Origin of the sequence: Caproicibacterium argilliputei (assembly GCF_029211325.2) — a bacterium.
Taxonomy (GTDB): domain Bacteria; phylum Bacillota; class Clostridia; order Oscillospirales; family Acutalibacteraceae; genus Caproicibacterium; species Caproicibacterium argilliputei.
Genome location: NZ_CP135996.1, coordinates 1,669,907 through 1,692,390 on the forward strand (window position 1 = coordinate 1,669,907; position 22,484 = coordinate 1,692,390).

Annotated in this window: 23 protein-coding genes; 5 read left to right on the forward strand and 18 right to left on the reverse strand. The window is 53.0% G+C overall.

Features of this window, described 5'->3' with window-relative positions; all coding sequences use genetic code 11:
- Nucleotides 1–8: 8 nt before the first annotated feature.
- From rpoD to PXC00_RS08165, 6 genes are all read right to left on the reverse strand, one after another.
- Nucleotides 9–1,115 (reverse strand): RNA polymerase sigma factor RpoD, encoded by a 1,107-nt coding sequence (rpoD, locus tag PXC00_RS08140; RefSeq protein ID WP_275844000.1) that lies wholly within the window; start codon nt 1,113–1,115, stop codon nt 9–11.
- A gap of 12 nt (nt 1,116–1,127) precedes the next feature.
- Nucleotides 1,128–2,885 (reverse strand): DNA primase, encoded by a 1,758-nt coding sequence (gene dnaG, locus PXC00_RS08145; protein WP_275843999.1) that lies wholly within the window; start codon nt 2,883–2,885, stop codon nt 1,128–1,130.
- A 50-nt stretch (nt 2,886–2,935) separates the two neighbouring features.
- A complete protein-coding gene (locus PXC00_RS08150; RefSeq protein ID WP_275843998.1) occupies nt 2,936–3,958 on the reverse strand; it encodes a deoxyguanosinetriphosphate triphosphohydrolase in 1,023 nt (340 codons plus the stop codon).
- A gap of 151 nt (nt 3,959–4,109) precedes the next feature.
- On the reverse strand, nt 4,110–4,748 hold the full coding sequence (locus PXC00_RS08155; RefSeq protein ID WP_275843997.1) for a YigZ family protein: 639 nt from the start codon (nt 4,746–4,748) through the stop codon (nt 4,110–4,112).
- A 94-nt stretch (nt 4,749–4,842) separates the two neighbouring features.
- Nucleotides 4,843–5,046, reverse strand: a complete 204-nt coding sequence (rpmE, locus tag PXC00_RS08160; protein ID WP_275843996.1) for a 50S ribosomal protein L31 — start codon at nt 5,044–5,046, stop codon at nt 4,843–4,845.
- 146 nt (nt 5,047–5,192) lie between these two features.
- Nucleotides 5,193–5,996 (reverse strand): M15 family metallopeptidase, encoded by an 804-nt coding sequence (locus PXC00_RS08165; RefSeq protein ID WP_275843995.1) that lies wholly within the window; start codon nt 5,994–5,996, stop codon nt 5,193–5,195.
- A gap of 362 nt (nt 5,997–6,358) precedes the next feature.
- Here PXC00_RS08165 and pyk point away from each other — a divergent pair, with 362 nt between their 5' ends.
- Nucleotides 6,359–8,125 carry a pyruvate kinase gene (gene pyk, locus PXC00_RS08170; protein ID WP_275843994.1) on the forward strand — a complete coding sequence of 589 codons (1,767 nt, stop codon included), beginning with the start codon at nt 6,359–6,361 and terminating at the stop codon, nt 8,123–8,125.
- Nucleotides 8,126–8,231: 106 nt separating this feature from the next.
- On the opposite strand, the gene PXC00_RS08175 is transcribed toward pyk, so the two are convergent.
- The 4 genes from PXC00_RS08175 to PXC00_RS08190 form a co-directional block, all read right to left on the reverse strand.
- Nucleotides 8,232–8,645: a type II toxin-antitoxin system PemK/MazF family toxin gene (locus tag PXC00_RS08175; protein WP_275843993.1), complete on the reverse strand. Its 414-nt coding sequence runs from the start codon at nt 8,643–8,645 to the stop codon at nt 8,232–8,234.
- Nucleotides 8,646–8,778: 133 nt separating this feature from the next.
- Nucleotides 8,779–9,624: an NAD(P)H-hydrate dehydratase gene (locus PXC00_RS08180; RefSeq protein WP_275843992.1), complete on the reverse strand. Its 846-nt coding sequence runs from the start codon at nt 9,622–9,624 to the stop codon at nt 8,779–8,781.
- A complete protein-coding gene (acpS, locus tag PXC00_RS08185; RefSeq protein ID WP_275843991.1) occupies nt 9,560–9,997 on the reverse strand; it encodes a holo-ACP synthase in 438 nt (145 codons plus the stop codon). Before acpS ends, PXC00_RS08180 begins: the two co-directional genes overlap by 65 nt.
- On the reverse strand, nt 9,994–10,527 hold the full coding sequence (locus PXC00_RS08190) for a DUF6106 family protein (protein ID WP_275843990.1): 534 nt from the start codon (nt 10,525–10,527) through the stop codon (nt 9,994–9,996). Before PXC00_RS08190 ends, acpS begins: the two co-directional genes overlap by 4 nt.
- Nucleotides 10,528–10,994: 467 nt before the next feature.
- Between PXC00_RS08190 and pheS the strand changes: the two genes are divergently transcribed.
- The 4 genes from pheS to PXC00_RS08210 all read left to right on the forward strand — a co-directional run bounded on the left by pheS (nt 10,995) and on the right by PXC00_RS08210 (nt 15,166).
- Nucleotides 10,995–12,017 (forward strand): phenylalanine--tRNA ligase subunit alpha, encoded by a 1,023-nt coding sequence (gene pheS / locus PXC00_RS08195; protein ID WP_275843989.1) that lies wholly within the window; start codon nt 10,995–10,997, stop codon nt 12,015–12,017.
- Nucleotides 12,018–12,067: 50 nt separating this feature from the next.
- A complete protein-coding gene (gene pheT, locus PXC00_RS08200; RefSeq protein WP_275843988.1) occupies nt 12,068–14,461 on the forward strand; it encodes a phenylalanine--tRNA ligase subunit beta in 2,394 nt (797 codons plus the stop codon).
- 126 nt (nt 14,462–14,587) lie between these two features.
- On the forward strand, nt 14,588–14,833 hold the full coding sequence (locus tag PXC00_RS08205; RefSeq protein WP_275843987.1) for an IreB family regulatory phosphoprotein: 246 nt from the start codon (nt 14,588–14,590) through the stop codon (nt 14,831–14,833).
- A 33-nt stretch (nt 14,834–14,866) separates the two neighbouring features.
- Entirely contained in the window at nt 14,867–15,166 is a 300-nt protein-coding gene (locus tag PXC00_RS08210; RefSeq protein WP_275843986.1) for a hypothetical protein, read from the forward strand.
- A gap of 164 nt (nt 15,167–15,330) precedes the next feature.
- On the opposite strand, the gene purD is transcribed toward PXC00_RS08210, so the two are convergent.
- The 8 genes from purD to PXC00_RS08250 all read right to left on the reverse strand — a co-directional run bounded on the left by purD (nt 15,331) and on the right by PXC00_RS08250 (nt 22,389).
- Entirely contained in the window at nt 15,331–16,593 is a 1,263-nt protein-coding gene (gene purD / locus PXC00_RS08215; RefSeq protein WP_275843985.1) for a phosphoribosylamine--glycine ligase, read from the reverse strand.
- Nucleotides 16,594–16,611: 18 nt separating this feature from the next.
- Nucleotides 16,612–17,784, reverse strand: a complete 1,173-nt coding sequence (locus PXC00_RS08220; protein ID WP_275843984.1) for a phosphoribosylaminoimidazolecarboxamide formyltransferase — start codon at nt 17,782–17,784, stop codon at nt 16,612–16,614.
- A 10-nt stretch (nt 17,785–17,794) separates the two neighbouring features.
- Nucleotides 17,795–18,499: an IMP cyclohydrolase gene (locus PXC00_RS08225; protein WP_275843983.1), complete on the reverse strand. Its 705-nt coding sequence runs from the start codon at nt 18,497–18,499 to the stop codon at nt 17,795–17,797.
- Entirely contained in the window at nt 18,496–19,131 is a 636-nt protein-coding gene (gene purN, locus PXC00_RS08230; RefSeq protein WP_275843982.1) for a phosphoribosylglycinamide formyltransferase, read from the reverse strand. Before purN ends, PXC00_RS08225 begins: the two co-directional genes overlap by 4 nt.
- Nucleotides 19,125–20,165 (reverse strand): phosphoribosylformylglycinamidine cyclo-ligase, encoded by a 1,041-nt coding sequence (purM, locus tag PXC00_RS08235; RefSeq protein ID WP_275843981.1) that lies wholly within the window; start codon nt 20,163–20,165, stop codon nt 19,125–19,127. Before purM ends, purN begins: the two co-directional genes overlap by 7 nt.
- Nucleotides 20,166–20,232: 67 nt before the next feature.
- A complete protein-coding gene (gene purE, locus PXC00_RS08240) occupies nt 20,233–20,736 on the reverse strand; it encodes a 5-(carboxyamino)imidazole ribonucleotide mutase (protein WP_275843980.1) in 504 nt (167 codons plus the stop codon).
- 209 nt (nt 20,737–20,945) lie between these two features.
- Nucleotides 20,946–21,863 (reverse strand): SPFH domain-containing protein, encoded by a 918-nt coding sequence (locus PXC00_RS08245; protein ID WP_275844066.1) that lies wholly within the window; start codon nt 21,861–21,863, stop codon nt 20,946–20,948.
- A gap of 82 nt (nt 21,864–21,945) precedes the next feature.
- Nucleotides 21,946–22,389 carry an NfeD family protein gene (locus tag PXC00_RS08250; protein ID WP_275843979.1) on the reverse strand — a complete coding sequence of 148 codons (444 nt, stop codon included), beginning with the start codon at nt 22,387–22,389 and terminating at the stop codon, nt 21,946–21,948.
- Nucleotides 22,390–22,484 lie beyond the last annotated feature (95 nt).

Here is a 22,484-nt window from a genome sequence, read left to right on the forward strand (position 1 = left end):
AGCGCCCCTTAGTCTAAGAAATCCTTTAGTTTTTTGCTGCGGCTGGGATGACGCAGCTTGCGCAGAGCCTTTGCTTCAATCTGGCGGATTCGCTCACGGGTGACATTAAACTCTTTTCCCACTTCCTCCAGCGTACGGGAGCGGCCGTCCTCCAAGCCAAAGCGAAGGCGCAGCACCTTTTCTTCGCGCGGCGTCAGGGTATCCAGCACTTCGTTCAGCTGCTCTTTTAGCAGTGTGTGCGATGCCGCATCCTGCGGAGCCGGCGCGTCATCATCCGGAATGAAGTCACCCAGATGGCTGTCTTCCTCCTCGCCGATAGGTGTTTCCAAAGAAACCGGTTCCTGCGCCACTCGCAGAATTTCGCGCACTTTATCGACCGGCATACCCAACTCATCGCTGATTTCGTCAGCGGAAGGCTCATGACCGTTGGTATGCAGCAGCTGGCTCGATACTTTTTTTACCTTATTGATTGTTTCCACCATGTGCACGGGGATGCGGATAGTACGAGCCTGATCCGCAATGGCGCGCGTAATGGCCTGACGAATCCACCAGGTTGCATACGTAGAGAATTTAAATCCTTTGGTATAATCAAACTTTTCGACCGCTTTGATTAAGCCGAGATTTCCCTCCTGAATCAAGTCCAAAAACTGCATACCGCGGCCCAAATACCGCTTGGCAATGCTGACCACCAGACGCAGGTTTGCCTCTGCCAAACGCTTTTTCGCGGCTTCATCGCCGTCTTTAATCCGCACAGCCAGATCAATTTCCTCTTCCGGCGTCAGCAGCGGAACACGACCGATTTCTTTCAGATAGACTTTCACCGGATCATCAATGGCGATTCCCTCGGTGTTTACGGCAACGTCCAGACCCTCGTCGGCATTCTCTTTTGGGGGCGTCAGCTGCAGGTCGTTGAGCGTGTCTTCACCAAGATCCTCCACAATCTCAATGCCCAAACCCTCAAGCATATCATAAAACTTTTCAATCTGCTCCGGTTCAAAGTCCATCTCTCCGATTGCATCCAGAATGTCCTTGGTAGAAAGAGAGCCCTTCGTCTTTCCCTGTTCAATCAAATCCCGCAAAACTGTTTTCTTATCTGGTGTAGCAGTTGCTGCCATCTGAAAACCCCCTTATTTTTTCTCCGCGCGCAGCTGTTCGAAGTAACGCTGAATTTCCTCATCGCTGCTGTTCTGTGCGCTGTTCTTATCATTTTCCTTCAGGAGCACGCAGATATAGGAATCCACTTCCTGCGTGCCTGCGTGCATTCCTGCGTGCCGGGCGCAGTACCCGGCCACAAGCCCCATCTCGCTTTGAGAAAGGCTGTCTGCCAAATCTGTAAGGCTAACAACCTTGCCATCTTTCATTTTACCCATGATTATGCAATATACACGGCGGTTGAAGGCCGTTATGAACTTTTCCGGCAGTAATTTTGCAACGATATACGCGGAAGTTTCAGGATAATCAATCATAACCCCCAAAATTGCCTCTTCAGCACGGGCTGCGCGCAAATTCTGCTTTTTTTCCGGGTTGACTTTATCCTGTGCACCGGCTGTCTGCCGGCGAAAGGTACGGAAGTCTTTCTGCCGACGCGTCCGTTGCTTTTTTTCAAGGAGCCGCCGCACCTGCTGCAAAACAGCTGTGCGCTGTACGCCCGCCTCTTCGGCAAGCTTTCCGGCATAAACCTCCCGCTCCAGTTCACTGTCCAATGCTGCCAGCACGCCACAGGCTTCATTCAGATAGCGCACCTTGCCCTCTGGTGTCTGAACATGAATTTCCTGCTTGAGTTTCGTCAGCCGATACTCCACATCGTTGCCGCAGCTGTCCAGAAGCTGTTGAAAGCGGGCATGTCCGCTTTCACCGTGTGAACGGATAAATTCATCAGGATCCTTTCCGTCTGGTACCACCAGAATCCGAACAGTCAGTCCCGCTTCCCGCAGCAGTGGAATGCTGCGAGAAGCGGCTTTCTGCCCCGCCGCGTCCGCATCATAGGAAGCCACTACTTCCTTTGTATAATGCGCGATCAGCCGCGCCTGCTCCGGCGTCAGGGCTGTTCCAAGCCCCGCGACCGCATTCGGAAAGCCCGCCTGATGCAAGGCAATTACATCCATATACCCTTCGCACAGAATCAAGTACGGCTGAGCGTGCTCCTTTGCAAAGTTCAGAGCAAACAGGCTGCGGCCCTTACTGAACACCGGCGTGTCACTGGTGTTCAGATATTTTGGCTCCCCCTGCCCCAGGATACGTCCGCCAAACGCAATCACATTTCCGCGCAGGTCAATAATCGGAAACATCACACGCTCATGAAAGCGGTCAATCGCACGGCCGCTGCGGCTGGCAAACGCCACGTTTCCCTGAATCATCTCCTGCTCAGAAAATCCTTTCTTCCGCAAATAGTCAACCAACGAAAAGCGGTCCGGCGGTGCATAGCCCAAACCAAAGCGGCTGATAGTTTTCGGTGAAAGGCCGCGCCGGGCAAAGTATTCCATGCCTGCGCTTCCCTGGGGTGAAAGCAAAATCCCGTGGTAGTAGCGTGCTGTCTCTCGGTTCATCTCATACAGCCGCATTCGCAGTTTGGCAAGGCCGCGGTCCGCGTCACTCTCCGGCACAGTAATCCCGGCACGTTGCGCTAACGAACGCACAGACTCCAAGTAATCCAGATTTTCAATTTTCTCCACAAACGTAATGACATCTCCGCCTGCACCGCAGCCAAAGCAATAAAAAGAACCATTGTCCGGATAAACGGTAAAGGAAGGCGTTTTTTCGCTGTGAAACGGGCACAGCCCCACGAAAGTACGCCCGCGCCGCTTTAAACCGACGTAACTGGAAACGACGTCTTCAATGCTGCTGCGAGCCTTTAATTCCTCGATAAACTCCTGCGGAAGCGGCAAAACCCTGTTTCCCCCTTTTCAGCGGCTGCTTTTGCGGCAACGCGGCCGGTTCACCGGTGCTGCCAAGCGTGCGGCACGTATACACGTTCAAACAGTTCCACGGCATACGGGTCTGTCATGCCCGCAATATAATCGACCGCAGCGCGACGCACACCGTCTTCTTTCGCAATTCTGCGCATATCCTCCGGCAAATGCTCCGAAACCTGCGCGTATTCATACAGTTTTTCGATGACCAACGGAATTTTTTTCTCTTCCGACTTGGCATGGGGATTGACATAAACCGATGCATACATAAAAGCGTGCAAATCATCAAACGCCTTTTGAATTTCCGGCTCCATGCGCATCACGCCATCTGTGCTGCACCGGACAACCGAACGCACCAGACGGTCAATCCGCTCTCGCTTGGAGTGGCCAAGCACAGCTGTCACGCTTTCCGGCAGCTGGTCTTCTCGCAGAATCCCCGCACGTTCCGAGTCTTCGATGTCATGATTTATGTATGCAATGCGGTCTGCTACGCGAACAATGCGGCCTTCCGGTGTTTTTGCCTGCGCACCGCAAGTGTGGCACAAAATGCCGTCGCGCACTTCCGCCGTCAAGTTCAAGCCATGCCCGTTTTTTTCCAATCGCTCCACAATCCGTACGCTCTGCTCATAATGGCGGAAGCCGCTGCTGCCATCCTCCATCGGAGAAACGCTGCAGATCTCATTGAGCGCGTGCTCACCGGCATGACCGAACGGCGTGTGCCCCAAATCATGCGCAAGGGAGATGGCTTCGGTCAAGTCTTCGTTCAGCCGCAGGCAGCGGGCAATGGTGCGGGCAATCTGTGCAACCTCCAGCGTATGTGTCAACCGTGTGCGGTAGTGGTCGCCCTCTGGCGAAAGGAACACCTGCGTCTTATGCTTTAAGCGGCGAAAGGACTTACAGTGAATAATGCGGTCGCGGTCGCGTTGAAACGCTGTTCGCAGGTCGTCCTCCTCTTCCGGATACTGGCGGCCGGCCGTTCTGCAGGCAAGCGTTGCCAAGGGCGAAAGGATTGTCTGCTCGATTTTTTCTGTCTGTTCCCGAATATTCAAAGGTATCTCCTTTCTGAAAGCCGCCCTCTGCGGTTTCCCAGCTGCATAGAAAAACATTTCTTACTTATATGTTATACGCAAAAAAAGCGGTTTCCCCTGCAAACCCGGCGAAAGAATGTGAATATTCAAAAATTGTTCACAGTTTTGTTTCCTAAAAAGGCACCTCCAGCGGAAAAAAATCCTCTCCATACTGTTGCACTTGCACGCTGCCTGCAGTGGCATTGGCAAGCGCCGTTTCCAAGGCCAGCAGCTTTTCGGCTTCCATGTGGAACTGCAGGGTTACGGAATCGGTGAACCGAGTATCATCCACCACAGCTCCGGCTTCTGCCACAAGCGCCGCTGCCCTGCCGTACTGGCTGTATGTGCACGCCGCCTGCAGCAGCAGGCACGGCTTCATACGCAGAATTTTCGCGCGCTGCAGTGCAATCGACGCGCCGTGCGAGTATGCCCGCACCAATCCGCCGGTTCCCAGCAGGACACCACCGAAGTAACGGGTCACCACCACCGCAGCGTCGGTCACATTGTTTTTTAAAAGGACATTCAGCACTGGAACGCCCGCAGTCCCCTGCGGTTCGCCGTCATCCGAGCAGTGCTGCTCACCTGTACGCAGAACATAAGCGGAAACGTTGTGCTTTGCGTCCCAATACTGTTTTTTTACCTGTGTGGCAAAGGCTTCTGCCTCTTCCCGTGTGTGAACCGGCGCCGCCGTACCGAGAAAGCGGGACTTTTTCTCGACAAATGCGTCTGTGCCTGTCTCTTTCAGCGTCAGGTATTCCTTCATTTCTGTCATAACCTCCCGCATAAAGAAAAAGGGCCGCTGCAACGCAAGGCTGTAAAACCAGTCCTGTTATGCAGCAGTCCTCAGCATTCCAGAGAAAAGCGAATCACTTTGACATGCCGTAACGCTTTTTGAACATATCAACACGGCCGCTGCTGTCCACCAGCTTCTGCTTGCCGGTAAAGAACGGATGGCATTTGGAGCAGATTTCAACGCGGATGTTCTCTTTCGTGGAACGAGTGTGAATCACATTGCCACAGGCACATGTGATGGTTGTATCCTTATACGCAGGATGGATACCTTTTTTCATGGGTTGTCACCTCTTTCAGCAAAAGCTGCAGCATAACAGCCCGCCTGCACAGGCACCCGGAAAGGCGCAGTACGGCGCAAACGGGCTCTAAACATTCGCATTTTAACACAAACGCGGACGAAAAGCAAGTTTTTTATAGAATTCAATCAGTTGCTGACCGATTGATTGTGCCGATAAAGCACATATTCTTCCAGACACAGACCCAGCTTGCGCATGGTCTGCGCATTATAGGTTCCCACATAGCGGAAGTGGCTCGGATCATCCTGCAAGCCGGTGCGTCCTTCTTTATCATCTGTATAGCGGCGCACAAAGCCGTAATCGACGCAATGGTTCAGCAGCCAGTGGTAGCCGTCAGAAGCCAGAAAGGATGCATCGGACGGAAACGTCACTGCCATGCCGGTCTGGTTTTCGCTGTATCCGCCCGGCGGCGTGACAGCGGCAGCTTCGCTTTCCGCAACTGCGCGCGTTTTGCCGCCTTGCTGCATATACGCCTGTATTTTTTTCTGATAGAGTTTTTCCTGCGTCTGGGCATCCACGTAGCCGCCGGTCACCTGCAGCGTGTAACCTGCTGCTTTCGCGTCCGCCAGCATCCGTTCAAGCGCCGGCACAATCCGCTTGTCTACCTGTACACTGCCATAAGTTGTCAGCTGCGGCTGAAAGCTGCTGCTGATTTTCTCACTGGGAGAAACCACTGTCAGCGCCCAGCTGTTGTCAGGCACCGGCAGCGTCCCCGAATCCTGTGAGCCTGTCGATGCTCCCGAAGCAGAGGAAGAAGCACTGCCGTCCAGAGGTTTCCATGCTTTCCATACAGCAATCCCCAGCAGAACAGAAAGCAGTAGGATTGCCGCCAGCAGCACAGTCATCCATCGCCGCAGCCGCTGCAGCCCCGCTGCGGTGCCGCCGCGCGGCGCCGTATCAGAAAGGACACGTTCCTGACGATGTTTATGCATAAAGCGACTCCTTATCTATCAAAATCTACTCTTTGATTTCTATTTTAAGCCACATCCCGCCCGATTGCAAGGGATTGTGAGAGGTGCACATATATTCTGCTAAAAAAGTGGTTGCATTTTTGAATATTTTGCTGTAATATAATATGGGCAAAATTTTGAAAGCGCCTCAACAATATCTGCGTTTCCTCTGCGGCTGCCCCCTCTCAAACGTTCCTGCTCCGCTTGATTGCGATCAGAAACGCTGTGCGGAAAATTTGCATATCATTTGAAGAGTTTATGCGGCAGATGAACGTCACCCTATTGTTTCGCGGTTTCTGCTTTGCGCCTGATGAATTGATTTTTTAGAATCGAGGTCATATTGTATGCGTAAAACAAAAATCATTTGTACGCTTGGACCTGCCACTGACGACAAAAACGTTCTGCGCGGGCTGATGCTCGCCGGAATGGATGTGGCTCGTGTCAACTTTTCGCACGGTTCCCATGAGGAACATCAGGTGCGGATTGACACGGTGAAAGAACTGCGTGAAGAACTGGGACTTCCGGTGGCACTTCTGCTGGATACCAAAGGTCCCGAAATCCGTACGCTTGACTTCCCCAAGCCGGTTGATCTGGTGGACGGTCAGAAATACATTTTAACAACCGAAGATGTGCCGGGTGACAACACCCGCTGCGGCATCACCTTCAAAAACCTGCCCAATGAAGTGTTCCCCGGCACCCGCATCCTGATTGACGACGGTCTGGTTGAGCTGCGCGTTGACGAAGCAACAAACACGGAAGTGTTTTGCACAGTCATGAACGGTGGCCGCATCAACAAGCATAAGGGCATCAACATTCCGGGTGTTAACCTTTCGTTGCCTTTCCTGAGCGAGCAGGACAAGTCCGACATTGCGTTTGGCGTTGAGCAAGATTTTGATATGATTGCCGCTTCCTTTGTCCGGTGTGCAGACGACATTATCAGCCTGCGCAGCGAATTGGAGAAAAACGGGAACCACGATATGCAGGTCATCAGCAAGATTGAAAGCACCGGCGGCGTAGAAAACATTGACGATATCATCCGTGTTTCCGACGGTATCATGGTTGCACGCGGCGACCTCGGTGTAGAAGTTCCCATGGAAGAAGTACCGGTTCTGCAAAAAGAAATTATCAGCAAAGTTTTTGCTGCCGGCAAGTTGGCGATAACAGCCACCCAGATGCTGGACTCCATGATTCAGCATCCGCGCCCGACCCGTGCGGAAGCAACCGACGTTGCCAATGCTGTTTATGACGGCACCAGCGCTATCATGCTCTCCGGCGAAACAGCCGCGGGCAAATACCCGGTGGAAGCAGTCAAAACCATGGCACGCATTGCTGAGCGCACCGAGCGTAGCATTGACTATACCCGCCGCTTCCGCACCAGCACCTGGACGGAAAAGAGCGATGTAACTTCCGCCATTTCGCACGCGACCTGCACAACCGCACATGACCTCGGTGCCGCCGCCATCATGACCGTTACGAAATCCGGTCGGACAGCACGCACCATTTCCAAGTACCGCCCAGCCTGCCCCATCATCAGCGGCACCACAAGCCGCAAGGTTTGGTACCAGATGAACCTTTCCTGGGGTGTAATTCCGATCATGGTTGACGAAAAGAAGAACACAGACGAGCTTTTCGACCATGTTGTAAACATCGCACGCAAACAGGGGCTGGTCAAGGACGGCGACCTGACCGTCATTACCGCGGGCGTCCCGCTGGGCATTTCCGGCACCACAAATCTGGTCAAGGTACAGCTGGTTGGTGACGTTCTGGTAACCGGCGCCGGCATTTCCCTGGGCTCCATATGCAGCAACCTCTGCGTTTGCAAAAACCAGGCGGAGCTTGCACAGAATTTTCACACCGGCGACATCATCGTTGTGCCAAGTACCAGCAACGACATCATGAAATATATGCGGAAGGCTTCCGGTATTATCACTGAGGAGCAGGGCATGAACTCGCATGCAGCAATTGTGGGGCTTTCGCTGAACAAACCCGTAATTGTCGGCGCAGAAAACGCGACCAAGATTCTGCGCAGCGGCGTAACCGTAACGCTGGACTCTGACCGCGGCATTGTTTATAACGGTGTGGAAAAAGCACCGGTCACCGCAAAAAAGTAAGCTAACAGCTTTCTGTGTATAAAGAAACGACCGATTGGAGGTTCTCGCCTCCTATCGGTCGTTTTTTGATTGCAGACCGGCCGCCTGCAGCACATGCAGGAGCGCTTTATGTAGCAGCTCCATGAGAAACCTGTGCTGCTGCCGACGGCAAATCCATTGTACGGTGATTCGGCTGTTCTGTCAATCCGAAGCTGACAGAAAGGGCGCGGTCAACTGCCGCCATGCCCTCCTCACCAAGACGCCCCATATGTTCGCGCAGGCGATGTTTATCTAAAGTACGAACCTGCTCCAGCAGGACAATACTGTCCCGAGAGAGCCCTGTGGCGGCGGCGTTCAGGTGAATATGCGTGGGCAGTTCCGTTTTTCCGCGCTGGCTGGTGATTGCCGCGGCAATCACCGTGGGGCTGAAACGGTTTCCCACGTCATTCTGAATAATCAGCACCGGCCTTACGCCGCCCTGCTCTGAGCCGACGACCGGACTTAAATCCGCGTAAAAAATGTCTCCACGTTTGACTTGCATAACACTCACGCTCCGCATTGATTTTCTGCAGATATCATTGGCACAAATACCAGATTTTATACATCTGTATCCTTTGCCCTCAGTGTATGCAATTCTGTGGATTTTGGCGATTCTTCCAGAATTGAAGCAACCGCTACCGGCAGCGCTCTATCTCCAAGAAAATCTCTGGAAGTTCGTCCAGCAGGTCGTGCGGAAGCATTGCCTGCTGTGACAGACGCGCGGCACAGCGGTCCCCTGCAAGTCCGTGCAGGTAAACAGCGGCGCAGGCTGCAACAAACGGATCTGCTTTCTGTGCAAGAAACGCACCCAGCATTCCCGCAAGCAAATCACCGCTTCCGCCACGCGCCATGCCGGGATTGCCGGTTGGGTTTTGCAGAATGCTTCCGTCTGGCGCTGCAACGAGCGTACCAGCACCCTTTAAGACCAGAACCACACCGTGCTGCTTGGCAAACCGCGCAGCAGTGCCCGCCCGGTCTGCCTGCACCTGCTGCACCGTACAGTCGAGCAGCCGTGCCATTTCACCGGGATGTGGCGTTAGAACCGCCGGTACGGAAAGGGTATCTAATACCGAAACATCTTCAGCAATGCAGCTCAGCGCGTCCGCATCCAGAACCAGCGGCACCTGAACCTGAGAAAGCAATTGCCGCACCCACTCCAGATGTTTGGTGGAAAAGCCGCAACCGAAGACACAGGCAGTCGCTTTCTTCAAGGCCTGTAAAACCGGTGAAAAATCCTCTTGATAAACTGTGTAGACTGGCTCTGGCAGGCGCGCCGCCACAATCGGATAAATGCCTGCCGGCAGCGCCGCATCCACCAAACCGGCGCCACAGCGCAGAGCAGCACCGGCGCAGAGCATTGCCGCCCCCGCCATTCCTGTGCTGCCGCAGACGCATAGCAGTCTGCCAAAAGTGCCTTTATTGCTTTCTTTCGGGCGTTCGGGTACGACCGATGCCGCCATCTCCCAAGAGATCTGTTCCACTGTGCCTTTCCCCTTCCTTTTGCTCGCCCACAACGACCGCCGCCGCCAAGCCGGCTGTATGCGTCACACTGACAGAAAACGTCCAATCCGCTGCCAGTACTGCCGCTCGACCGGAAAGGTGCAGATACGGCGCGCCGCTTTCCGCACGGAGCAGTTCCACCTCAGACAAAAGAAAGCCGCGCAGACCGGTACCCATGGCTTTTGCAAACGCCTCCTTTGCACAAAAGGAAGCCGCTACGCTTTGTGCAGGAAATCCGCGCTTTTGCAGCTGCGCATACTCCTGCCTGCCCAGGATTCTGCTGCAAAAACGCGGATTTCGCATAGAACGCCGAATGCGGGGAATTTCACACAGATCAATTCCAACCGCTGTCATTTGTGCTGCTGTACCTTCGGAAGCGCAGAAACATCTACAGTGCGCTTTAAGGAAGTCCTGACCGCATTCATAACCCGCTCGTCCGGACTGAAGACAACCAGTGCCGTACCGTACTTATCAAAATGACCGGTCAAGTACCACTCACCGCCTGCGCCGCCGGCGGTAACTCCCACCTGATAGGTTGCGTCAAAGTGGCGGCCGGCAAGCTTCTGTGCGTCATACTGCCCGACTTCCTCCACATCATGCAGGTCAATGGAAAACTGGCGCTTGCGCTTGCGGCGGTGAATGATTTTATCGCAGGTGAAATCTCCGTTTGTAATGCTGTACTCAAACTCCCAGTCCAGCGAAGTGATGATATAGTAAAGGCCGACGCAGATTCCCACCAGAATCAGCAAACCGAACATAATAAGTTCCTTAATCATCATGGTCAGCGTCAAGACCAGCAGAGCGCCTACCATGGCGGCCGCCATGATGGCGATATCCTTCCCGCTCATCTTTCGTTTGATTATCTGTTCGCAGAAAATGTCCATTACCAATGTTTCCTCCGATGCCCTGAATTCGATTTTTCTTTATTGTAGCATAGAAACCGCACAATTACAAACAAAATTCCTGCAGGGAATTGGGAATTTTATAAAAACCATCGCAGCGAATTCTGTATTTCGAGCCTTGCAATTCCGCTGTGTGCGTGTTATAATGAAAAAAATTCTATTCCAGACAGATACAAACGCTGTGAGGAAGGAAGTAGCACCCAAACGCAGGCACAGAGAGAGTATGTCACCGGCTGAAAGCATACTTGCCCGCAGCGGGACTGTGAAGTTCCCTTCTGAGCGGCTTCGCTGAACCACCCGTGCTGACCGGGAAGTAGGCGAAGACGGCAGGGCTCCGTTAACAGCCGCAGAAGTGAAAATACAGGGTGGTACCGCGAAGTCATAGCCTTCGCCCCTTTTTATGGGGGCGGAGGCTTTTTGATTGGCAAATGAAAGGATGAAGATTGTAAATGTTAAAAGATGAACTGCAGGCGATTGGCAGCAAAGCGCTGCAGGAACTGCACAGCGCTGACACGCAGAAGCTTCTGGAGGAACTGCGCGTACGCTATCTCGGCAAAAAAGGCTCGCTGACCTCCATTCTCAAGCAGATGAAGGCGCTTTCCAATGAAGAGCGGCCTGTCGTGGGCAAGCTGGCAAATGAAGTGCGCACCAACATCGAATCGGCACTCGCTGACCGCGCGGAAGAACTGAAAAAACTGGAACTGGAACACCGGCTGCAGGCAGAGTCTATTGATGTGACCATGCCTGGTCCCAAGCAGGAGATTGGGCACCGGCACCCGCTGTCCGTCACTCTGGAAAACCTGGAGGAAATTTTTTTGGGTATGGGCTTCAGCATTGCAGAAGGCCCCGAAGTAGAATATGACTACTATAATTTTGAAGCGTTAAACATTCCGAAAGACCACCCGGCTCGCGATGATCAGGACACCTTTTATATTACAGACAACATCCTGCTGCGCTCACAAACCAGCCCGGTGCAGGTGCGCACCATGGAAAAGCAGAAGCCGCCGATCCGCATTATCGCGCCGGGACGTGTTTACCGCAGCGACGCAGTGGACGCGACGCATTCTCCCCTGTTTCATCAGGTGGAAGGCTTGGTTGTGGACAAAGGCATCACTTTTGCAGACTTAAAAGGCACGCTGGAAACGTTCATCAAGCGCCTTTATGGCGAAGATAGTGTTGTCCGCTTCCGTCCGCACCACTTCCCCTTTACCGAGCCCAGCGCGGAAGTGGATATGCAGTGCTTTCATTGCCACGGAACGGGCTGCCGTATCTGCAAGGGCGAGGGTTGGATTGAAATCCTCGGCTGCGGCATGGTGCACCCGAAGGTGCTTTCAAACTGCGGCATTGACCCGGAAGAATACGCTGGATTTGCGTTTGGCATCGGTCTGGAACGCATTGCCCAGCGGCAATTTAATGTGGACGATATGCGTCTTTACTACGAAAACGATGTGCGTTTTCTAGAGCAGTTCTAAGCAGGCGTTCGTATAGATTTATTACTGGAAAGTGTGGGAGCAATCATAAAATGAACCTTTCAAAGCGTTGGTTAAAAGAATTTGTCGATCTGCCCGAAATGCCTCTGCGTGACTTTACGGAAGCCATCACACTGAGCGGCTGCAAAGTGGAAAGCTGGAGCACGGAAGGCGAAGAAATCTCGAAAGTCGTGGTTGGGAAGGTGCTTTCTCTGGAGCACCACCCCGACAGCGACCATCTCTGGATTACAAAAATAACTGTAAACGAAGCGGAAGAGCCGCTGCAGATCGTCACTGGTGCGCAGAACCTGCAAGTCGGCGACTATGTTCCGGTTGCGCTGCACGGCAGCACCCTGCCCGGCGACAAAAAAATTAAAAAAGGCAAGCTGCGCGGTGTGGAGAGCAACGGTATGCTCTGCGGCATTACCGAATTGGGTCTGACCACACACGACTTCCCCTCCACCATTGAAGACGGTATCATGGTGCTAACCGAAGCGGATGGCTGTAAGCTGGAGCTGGGTCTGGACATTCACGAGGCGCTCGGTTTTAACGACACAACGGTCGAATTTGAAATCACCTCCAACCGGCCGGACTGCTTCTCGGTCATTGGTCTGGCACGCGAAGCCGCCGCCACCTTTGACCTGCCGCTCAAGCTGCACACGCCGGTGGTCAAGGGCGGCGCCGGTGACTGCACCGGTCTGCTGGATGTTAAAATCGAAGCACCGGAGTTGTGCCCCATTTACACCAACCGCATTGTCAAGAATGTACGTGTCAAGCCCTCACCTCGCTGGATGCGCGAGCGGCTGCGCGCCATGGGCGTGCGCCCCATTAACAACATTGTCGATATTACGAACTATGTCATGCTGGAATACGGTCAGCCAATGCACGCCTTTGACCTGCGCAGTGTGACAGACAGTACCATCCGCATTCGCCGGGCAAATGCCGGGGAAGCCATCACCACGCTGGATGGTGTGGAGCACAAGCTGACTGAAAAGCAGCTGATTATTGCCGACAGCCAAAAACCAATTGCGATTGCCGGCGTCATGGGCGGTGAGTTCAGTGGGATTCAGGATGATACCACCACCATTGTTTTTGAATCTGCCTGCTTTAACGGAACCAGTGTGCGCACAACCGCGCGCGACCAGGGGATGCGCACCGAGGCTTCCGGGCGCTATGAAAAAGGGCTTGACCCCAACAATTGCATTCCAGCCATTAACCGTGCCTGCGAGCTGGTGGAGCTGTTGGATGCCGGTGATGTAATGGATGGAATCATCAAAGATGACCATTCCAGCAAGGAAAAGCACCGCATTCGTTTGGAGCCGGAGTGGACTAACCGCTTCCTGCATACCAACATTTCCACAGAAGAAATGAAAACGATTCTGGCGAAACTGGAATGCGAATTTGACGGCGACGAAATTTTGGTGCCAACCTTCCGCCCCGACCTAGTTCACAAGGCGGACATTGCCGAAGAAATTGCACGTTTTTACGGCTATAATAAAATTCCGAGCAAGAAACTGCCCGGCGGCGCTGAAGGCATTATTACGGAGAAGCAGCAGTTCGTGCGCTCACTGCACCGATATATGCTGGCGCTCGGCGCAGATGAAATCATGACCTACTCCTTCTTCTCGCCCAAGGATTACGATAAAATTTTGATGCCCGCCGCCGACCCGCAGCGCAATTCGCTGGTCATTCGTAACCCGCTCGGCGAGGATACCAGCATCATGCGCACCACAGCCCTGCCCTCCATGCTGCAAGTCATTTCGCGCAACTACAACAACCGGAACCCCAAAGCCTGCTTATATGAGCTGGCGTGCGAGTATCACCCAACCCAGCCGGACAAACTCCCGCTAGAAAAGCCGGTGCTCATCTGTGGAATGTACGGCGAGGACTGCGACTTCTTTACCGCCAAAGGCATGGTAGAGGCGCTGTTGCTCCGTCTGGGCATTGACGACTGGGATATTGCAGCCTGCAAGGACGCTTACAGCTACCACCCCGGTCGCTGCGCCAAGCTTTATGCTGGCGACGAGGAGTTGGGAATTATCGGTGAAATTCACCCGGCTGCCGCAGAAAACTACGACATTGAAACCCGTGTTTACTCCTTCACCCTGGATGTCGCCGTCCTAATGCAGCACGCCCACACCCACCGCACCTACAAATCGCTGCCGAAATTTCCGGCAGTGACACGTGACCTGGCGCTCATTTGCGATGCGGAAGTGCCGGTACTGGATCTGGAAAAAGCCATTAAGCGCGGTGCCGGAAAGCTGCTCGAAAGCATCCAGGTATTTGACGTTTACCGCGGCGAGCAGATTGCGCGCGGCAAAAAAAGTGTGGCTTTCAATCTGGTTCTGCGCAGCGCTGACGCAACCCTGACAGACGAGCAAATCAGCAACGCCATCAACAAGGCCATCAAAGAACTTGAAAATGTAGGCGCTTCTCTGCGCGTGTGATGGATTTTCCCAAAAAAGCAGCACAGAATCCCGTCATTTTAAGGCGGGCACCCACGGATTCACAAATTCTCCCTTGCATTCCACCCTTGACTGATGTATGATGAATCTATATCAGGAGGTGATCCTATGCAGGATAAGACCATGACCTTTTCCATTGGCGGCAACCGGGAAGAGGACATCAAAAAAGTCATGAGCACGGTGTATGCTGCTCTGCAGGAAAAGGGATATAATCCGATTAGCCAGATTGTCGGTTACATTCTTTCCGAGGATCCGACATACATCACAACCCACAACAATGCACGCAGCCTTATCCGCAGAATCGACAGGGACGAGCTGCTGCAGGTTTTGGTGAAATCCTACCTGCAGTCCTGAGCGCCCGGCTGCCACCCGAAAAGGAGGACTCCTATGAGCGAAAACAATACGAAAGAACCACAGTTTCCTATGTACAAAGGCAAGCCGCTGGTGCGCAGCGGCGATGTCCTATACTACGGCAGTATGAAAGACAAATATGTCTGCCGACTGGAAGTAAAAAGCAAGAAAAAAGTAAAGGATATGGAAGTGGCTGATAAGGTTGCGATTCAGTTAATGCTAACCGACCCCGCCATCCGTGCCCAAAAGCAGATTGTCAAGACCAGTGAAAAGGCAGGGCTGTACCTGGCTATGGATATTGCAGATGTGTGGCTTTCCCGCGCACTGGCTGAATAACAAGTTTCTGAAAAAGCGGGCACAGGTTGCTAAGACCTGCGCTCGCTTTTTGCTTGACAATCCTTTACTTTCATTTGTAGAACATGACAGCGTCTTTACTGAAAAAATCACTTTCCGATGGGCGTACACGGAAAGTGATTTTTTATTTTGCTTTTCTTCTTTTATTAGATTCTGCCAATATCATGGCGATACTGCATCCCGTCCCAAGAAATCTTATCGACCGCTTCATAGGCTTTTTGAAGTGCTTCGTCCAGTGTCTGCCCGGTGCAGGTCACATCCAGAACACGCCCGCCGTTGGTGTAAAAACGGCCGTCCCGTTTCACCGTACCGGCATGGTAAACGGTTGCGCCCTCCACCTGACCGTTTACGTCCAGGCCGTGGATTTCTTTGCCTTTTTCATAGTGCTCCGGATACCCGCCGCTTGCCAGAACCACGCAGGCACAGGCATCGTCTTTCCACTCGATATCCAATTGATCCAAGGTGCCGTTGATAGTTGCTTCAAAAATATCCACCAAATCTGTTTTCAGGCGTGGAAGCACAACCTGCGCCTCCGGATCGCCGAAGCGAGAATTATACTCGATTACCTTCGGACCGTCCGGTGTGAGCATCAAGCCGAAATAAAGGCAGCCTTGAAACGGCCTGCCTTCCTGATTCATCGCCGCAAGCGTGGGCAGGAAAATGGTTTTCATGCACTGCTCCGCAAGTGCCTCGGTGTAAGACGGATTGGGGCTGATGGTACCCATGCCGCCGGTGTTTTTGCCTTTGTTGCCATCCAAAGCACGTTTATGATCCTTACTGCTGACCATCGGCTTGAGCGTTTTTCCGTCTGTAAAGGCAAGCACGCTGACTTCAGGCCCTGTCAGAAATTCTTCCACAACCACCTGGTTGCCAGAGGCTCCGAACACCTTATCCTCCATGATGGTTTTTACCGCATTCTCCGCTTCCACCGCATTCTGCGCGATGATTACGCCCTTCCCCAAGGCAAGGCCGTCCGCTTTTATCACGACCGGGTAGTGATTCTGCTTTGTGAGATAGGCAAGCGTATCTGCCGGGTTGTCAAAGACTGCATACGCCGCTGTGGGAATCCGGTACTTCTTCATCAAATTTTTACTGAACACCTTACTGGCCTCAATCTGCGCCGCGGCACGGTTCGGCCCAAACGCCGGAATCCCGGCCTGTGCAAAGGCATCCACCATCCCTGCGGCCAGCGGGTCGTCCGGTGTGACACAAACCAAACCGATGTCATTCTGCTTTACAAAGCGAACCATACCCGAAATATCACTGACTGGAATCGAAACATTTTCCGCATCGCAGCCAATGCCGCCGTTTCCCGGCGCACAGTAAATCTTCTGCGCACGTTTGCTTTCCATCAATTTGCGGATGACTGCGTGCTCTCGCCCGCCGCCGCCGATTACGAGAATTTTCATGTTTCTGCTTCCTTTCCGTCAGTGATGAAACAGGCGCATACCGGTAAACGCCATGACCATCCCATACTTGTCACAGGTATCAATCACATGGTCGTCACGGATGGAACCGCCCGGCTCGGCAACATACTGCACACCGCTTTTATGTGCGCGCTCAATATTGTCGCCAAACGGGAAAAACGCATCGCTGCCAAGCGTAACACCGGAAAGCTGCGCCAGCCATGCTTTTTTCTCTGCCTGTGTCAGCGGCTCTGGCTTTTCTTTGAGGAACTGTTTCCAGTTGTCGGTTTCAAGCAGGTCTTCCCATTCGTCTGAAATATAAGTGTCAATGGTGTTGTCGCGGTCCGGACGGTGAATGCCCTCTGCAAAGGAAAGTGCCAGCACTTTCGGATGCTGCCGCAGCCACCAGACATCCGCTTTGTTTCCCGCCAGACGAGTGCAGTGAATCCGGCTCTGCTGACCGGCACCGACACCGATGGTTTTCCCGTCTTTCACATAGCACACTGAGTTGCTTTGGGTATACTTCAGTGTAATCAGCGAAATCAGCATATCGCGCTTTGCTGTTTCCGGCAGCGTTTTATTCTTCGTAACAAGATTTCCGAGCAGCGCATAATCAATTTGAAAGGCATTGCGGCCTTGCTCAAAAGTCACGCCGAACACATCTTTGTGCTCAATCGGCGCAGGTGTGTACGCCTCGTCCATCCGCACAATATTGTAGGTGCCGCGGCGCTTCGCCTTTAAGATTTCCAGCGCTTCCTCCGTGTAGCCGGGGGCAATCACGCCGTCGGAAACTTCTCGTTTAAGCAGCAGTGCTGTTTCCTTGTCGCAGACATCAGACAAAGCCGCCCAGTCACCATAGGAGGACATCCGGTCTGCACCGCGCGCAGCCGCATAAGCACTTGCAAGTGGTGAAAGCTGCAAATCGTCTACAAAATAGATTTTTTGCAGCGTTTCAGAAAGCTCCGTTGCCACAGCCGCACCAGCCGGACTGACGTGCTTAAAGGAAGCTGCGCTGGGCAGTCCGGTTGCCTGTTTCAGTTCCCGTACCAGCTGCCAGGAATTCAGCGCATCCAGCAGATTGATATAGCCGGGGCGGCCGTTTAAAACCGTAATGGGCAGCTCCCCCTGCTGCATAAACACCCGCGCAGGTTTCTGGTTCGGATTACATCCGTACTTGAGTTCCAATTCTTTCATGATTGCCTCCTCAAACGTTTTTGTTTGTGATTTTCCAGTCATGCCGTCCTGTCTGCAAATTGATAAAACAAGTGTAAAGCGAAACTTTGTTGGCTTCGTTTAGGTTTTCCCAAACTTCAGCGGTAAAATCCGCCAAATCGCCGGAAAGCGTCACTAGTGTCGGCTCCCCCTCAAAGCTCGGCAGCGGGTTGCCGTCGCCCATGTAGGTGTGCAGGTAGCGACCCTGCCCTGCTTTGGGATTCTCATACTCATAGAAATACCGCAGGGTGCTTTCGGGGTCTTGGTTATCACTTTTGAGAATGGAAAGATTAAAGTCCCCGTTCGGCTTTACAACACCGCTGATGCGCGGCGTAAAATTGGGCGCGTCCGGCTCAAATGTGCGGGTCAGCAGCGCATGGCGGTAACACTTGCCCTGCTGCATAAATGTGTAAATGGTATCAGTCTGGTCACCATTGGTGACAATCGTCTTGCCGTCCAACTGCCGCACCGGCGCATAAATGATAAGAGAGGGATCTGTCATTTTGCTTTCATCAAACGCTTTGGTCTGGATACCGTCCTGTGTCGGAACAAAAATGCGGTTGCGGCTGTTTTCGCTGCGCCCCATGATAAAATACGCAAGCACCGCATTTTGGTTGTCCGCACTACGGCCGAGGAGAATTCCGCGGCCCGGGTACGTACAGGAAGAAAGTTCCTGTGCCAATGGTTTGCTGTTCATTCTGCTGCCTCCTTGATTTCAACTCTGCCGTTTTGCACCTGCAGACTGCCCCCGCAAAAAAGCGCAACGGCCTGCGGAAGAATTTTCCACTCTGCCTGCTCCATAACACGCCGCTGCAAAAGCTCCGGCGTGTCGCCGGGCTTCACCTCGACTGCTTTTTGCAGGATAATCGGGCCGCCGTCACAAATCTCATTCACAAAGTGAACCGTTGCACCGGTGACGCGCACGCCGCGCGCCAGCGCTGCTTCGTGTACCCGCAAACCGTAAAACCCTTCGCCGCAGAAGGCCGGAATCAGTGACGGATGAATATTGAGAATTCGGTTTTCGTACGCCCGAATAACGCGACCGGAAATAATGGTCATGAAGCCCGCCAGAATGACCAGGCTGGTCTGGTTTTCATCCAAAAGCCGCAGCAACGCAGTATCATACGCTTCCTGCTGTGCAAACTCCCTGCGGCGCAGAACTTTGGTGCCAATGCCCGCTTTTTGGGCACGCTTCAGGGCATAAGCGTCCGGCCTGCTGGAAATGACCAGCGTGATTTTGCCATTGGGAATTTCACCCCGGTTTTGTGCGTCAATCAGCGCCTGCAGGTTGGTTCCGCCGCCAGAAACCAGAACCGCAATTCTCAGCATAATACGACGCCGTCCTCTCCAGCTGCAATCTCACCGATTACAGATGCCTTTTCCCCTGCCGCGCAAAGCGTCTGCACTGCGGTATCCGCATCTTCCGGCGAAACGACACAGCACATCCCAATCCCCATGTTAAATGTGTTATACATATCGCGGTCGGAGATTTTTCCCGTCTGCTGAATCAGTGAAAAAATCGGGAGTTCTTCAATGGCGGAAAGGCGGATGTTCGCTGTCATGCCCGGTTGCAGCATCCGCGGAACATTTTCGTAAAAGCCGCCGCCGGTCACGTGTGAAACTGCTTTGACCTCTACGGTATGCATCAATTGTTTCATGGATTTCACATAAATTTTTGTCGGTGTCAGCAACGCTTCGCCCAGTGTCATCCCCAGTTCCGGTACATAGCGCTGAACACTGGTTTCATCCACGCCCAGCACCCTGCGCACCAGAGAAAAGCCATTGGAATGAACGCCGGAGGACTGCAGACCGACAATGACATCGCCGGCTTTGACTTTGCTGCCGTCAATCATTTTCGCCCGGTCTACAATGCCGACGGAAAAGCCGGCAAGGTCATATTCCTCATCCGGCATCAGCCCGGGATGCTCGGCAGTTTCACCGCCAACCAGCGCGCTTTCCGCCTGCACGCAGCCCTCTGCAATCCCGCTGACAATCGTTGCCGTCTTTTCAGGATAGTTGCGGCCGGTTGCAATATAATCCAGAAAGAACAGTGGCTGCGCCCCACAGCAGAGCACATCATTGACGCACATCGCGACACAGTCAACGCCCACTGTATCATGCTTGTCCATTAAAAACGCAACTTTCAGCTTGGTTCCGACACCATCTGTGCCGCTGACCAGCACCGGTTCCTGCATACCGGAAAAGTCCGGTTTAAACAGACCGCCGAAGCCACCGATGCCGGAGAGGACACCGGCGGTCTTGGTACGGGCAACATACTGCTTCATCAGTTCCACGGACCGGTAGCCGGCAGTCACATCCACGCCGGCCTCTTTGTAGCTGTTGCTGTAACTGTTCTTGTTCATATGATTCCTCCGAATGATGTTGGTGTTTCGCCTACCCCTGCTTCTACGCAAAAACGATTCACTGCCCTTACAGTTCCCTGACCTTCTCTTGAATGGCGGCATCCTTTTTGGCAACGCCCTCTGCCATGTCGATTTTTGCCTGTTCCAGCTTTGCCGCAAGTTTTTCGTCAGAAAGTGCTAAAATCTCTGCCGCCAGAATCGCGGCGTTCTGCGCGCCGTTGATTGCAACGGTTGCAACCGGAATACCGCTGGGCATCTGCACCGTGGAAAGCAGCGATTCCAAACCGCCAAGGTTCGCGGACGAAATAGGAATCCCGATAACCGGCAGTGTCGTGCCGGCAGCCAGAACACCTGCCAAATGCGCCGCCATACCCGCCGCCGCCAAAATCACACCGAAGCCGGCGTCTTTGGCGCCGCGTGCAAAGGAAGCCGCCGCCTCCGGCGTACGGTGCGCACTCATCACGTGAACTTCAAAGGGAATGTCCAGTTCTTTAAACTTTTGAATCGCCTTGCTGACTGTGGGAAAGTCGCTGTCACTGCCCATGATGACTGCTGCTTTTTTTGTTGCCATCTGAAACCACTCCTGTAATGCAGTATTTTGAAACAAAAGAAAAATAGGCTGCGCCTAAAAAGGTACAGCCTATTGATACAGACAAGGAGAGCCGAAAATCTGATGCATCTGCTCCACCCCCGTCGGTTGTTGATACATCTATTGTACGGGAAAAAAAACAGAAATGCAAGGTTTCGCAGATTATTTCGATAAAATTTCAGCAAACGCCTTTATTTCGGGTCTTTCGGATCGGTAATCATTTCTTTTAAGGAAGTTGCCAAACCTGCTAGACTTTGAATTTCTGAAGGGATAATGATTTTTGTCGCTTTCCCGTCTGCGGCCTTTTGGAAAGCCTCCAGGCTCTTCAGTGCAATCACACGGTCACTGGGGTTGGCTTCATTGAGCAGCTTCAGGGCATCGGCATAAGCACTCTGCACTTCACGAATTGCCTGTGCCTGTCCCTGCGCCTGCCGAATTGCCGCTTCCTTCTGTGCCTCCGCACGCAGAATGGTGCTTTCCTTTTCGCCTTCCGCCACCAGAATGGTGCTTTGCTTCTGTCCTTCTGCCTCCAGAATCTGGGCACGGCGTTCGCGCTCCGCCTTCATCTGCTTCTCCATGCTGTCCTGAATTTCCGCCGGCGGCAGAATATTCTTCAGCTCCACACGGTTCACCTTAATGCCCCATGCATCGGTAGCCTCGTCCAAGGTAGTACGGATTTTGGTATTGATATAATCCCGGCTGGTCAGCGTGTGATCCAGCTCCAAGTCGCCGATGATGTTACGCAGCGTTGTCGCGGAAAGGTTTTCGATAGCTGAAAGCGGGCGCTCCACGCCGTAGCAATACAGCTTCGGATCTGTAATTTGAAAGTACACCACCGTATCAATCTGCATGGTAACATTGTCTTTTGTAATGACAGGCTGCGGCGGAAAGTCGATGACTTGTTCTTTCATAGACACTTTCTTTGCGATTTTTTCAATAAACGGAATCTTAAAATGGATACCTGTGCTCCATGTAACATGATAAGCACCCAGCCGTTCAATGACATAGGCGTGCGCCTGCGGTACGATTTTAATGTTAGAAATCAGAATCAGCAGCAAAATCACAATGATGGCAATCAGCACAAACAGCCCTGCGGAAATGGAATTCATACTCATAAGTTCTGGTTCTCCTCTCTTTCATGTACCGAGAAACGGTACGGGTCAGTTGTTGATTGGTCTGCGGGCGGCAGCCTCAGGTGTGTGTTACAATCACTTTGACACCCTCGATGCTCTGCACGGTTACGTTCTCTCCGGCGGCAATCACGCCGCCGTCCTGCGAGCGAGCAGTCCAAACGCTGCCAAGCACTTTCACCAAGCCACGTCCGGCCGTGTTGTTGATTTCTTCTGTCACCACACCGGTTTTACCGATGTAGCGGTCGGCGTTAGTTTCTGTCTTGCGGAAACGCGTCATTTTCTTAACCGCAGGCCGCGTCAGCAGCAGGGTCGCAGCAGTGACACCGATAAAGACAAGCAACTGCACAAAAAGGCTGGCGCCACAGGCCGCGGCAATCACAGCCGCAATCCCGCCGACAGCAAACCAGATGCTGACCAACTGCACAGTCACTGCCTCCAGAATTGAAGCAGCCACCACAACTGCCAGCCACACAAACGGCATTGCCGCCATAAGCTGATCCATTTCTTTCACCTCCAATTACTTACCAGTATATTACCATAAACCACGCCGCTGCACAAATCCTAAAAGATGCAAAAAGGAATGTATTTCGTCGTTTT

Excerpts from the sequence above, each read along its gene's own strand:
- rpoD (WP_275844000.1), bottom strand. The coding sequence starts at position 1,115 with ATGGCAGCAACTGCTACACCAGATAAGAAAACAGTTTTGCGGGATTTG.
- PXC00_RS08155 (WP_275843997.1), bottom strand. The coding sequence starts at position 4,748 with ATGACAGAAATGAAGGAATACCTGACGCTGAAAGAGACAGGCACAGAC.
- rpmE (WP_275843996.1), bottom strand. The coding sequence starts at position 5,046 with ATGAAAAAAGGTATCCATCCTGCGTATAAGGATACAACCATCACATGT.
- PXC00_RS08165 (WP_275843995.1), bottom strand. The coding sequence starts at position 5,996 with ATGCATAAACATCGTCAGGAACGTGTCCTTTCTGATACGGCGCCGCGC.
- pyk (WP_275843994.1), top strand. The coding sequence starts at position 6,359 with ATGCGTAAAACAAAAATCATTTGTACGCTTGGACCTGCCACTGACGAC.
- PXC00_RS08175 (WP_275843993.1), bottom strand. The coding sequence starts at position 8,645 with ATGCAAGTCAAACGTGGAGACATTTTTTACGCGGATTTAAGTCCGGTC.
- acpS (WP_275843991.1), bottom strand. The coding sequence starts at position 9,997 with ATGACAGCGGTTGGAATTGATCTGTGTGAAATTCCCCGCATTCGGCGT.
- PXC00_RS08190 (WP_275843990.1), bottom strand. The coding sequence starts at position 10,527 with ATGGACATTTTCTGCGAACAGATAATCAAACGAAAGATGAGCGGGAAG.
- pheS (WP_275843989.1), top strand. The coding sequence starts at position 10,995 with ATGTTAAAAGATGAACTGCAGGCGATTGGCAGCAAAGCGCTGCAGGAA.
- pheT (WP_275843988.1), top strand. The coding sequence starts at position 12,068 with ATGAACCTTTCAAAGCGTTGGTTAAAAGAATTTGTCGATCTGCCCGAA.
- PXC00_RS08205 (WP_275843987.1), top strand. The coding sequence starts at position 14,588 with ATGCAGGATAAGACCATGACCTTTTCCATTGGCGGCAACCGGGAAGAG.
- PXC00_RS08210 (WP_275843986.1), top strand. The coding sequence starts at position 14,867 with ATGAGCGAAAACAATACGAAAGAACCACAGTTTCCTATGTACAAAGGC.
- purD (WP_275843985.1), bottom strand. The coding sequence starts at position 16,593 with ATGAAAATTCTCGTAATCGGCGGCGGCGGGCGAGAGCACGCAGTCATC.
- PXC00_RS08220 (WP_275843984.1), bottom strand. The coding sequence starts at position 17,784 with ATGAAAGAATTGGAACTCAAGTACGGATGTAATCCGAACCAGAAACCT.
- PXC00_RS08225 (WP_275843983.1), bottom strand. The coding sequence starts at position 18,499 with ATGAACAGCAAACCATTGGCACAGGAACTTTCTTCCTGTACGTACCCG.
- purN (WP_275843982.1), bottom strand. The coding sequence starts at position 19,131 with ATGCTGAGAATTGCGGTTCTGGTTTCTGGCGGCGGAACCAACCTGCAG.
- purM (WP_275843981.1), bottom strand. The coding sequence starts at position 20,165 with ATGAACAAGAACAGTTACAGCAACAGCTACAAAGAGGCCGGCGTGGAT.
- purE (WP_275843980.1), bottom strand. The coding sequence starts at position 20,736 with ATGGCAACAAAAAAAGCAGCAGTCATCATGGGCAGTGACAGCGACTTT.
- PXC00_RS08245 (WP_275844066.1), bottom strand. The coding sequence starts at position 21,863 with ATGAATTCCATTTCCGCAGGGCTGTTTGTGCTGATTGCCATCATTGTG.
- PXC00_RS08250 (WP_275843979.1), bottom strand. The coding sequence starts at position 22,389 with ATGGATCAGCTTATGGCGGCAATGCCGTTTGTGTGGCTGGCAGTTGTG.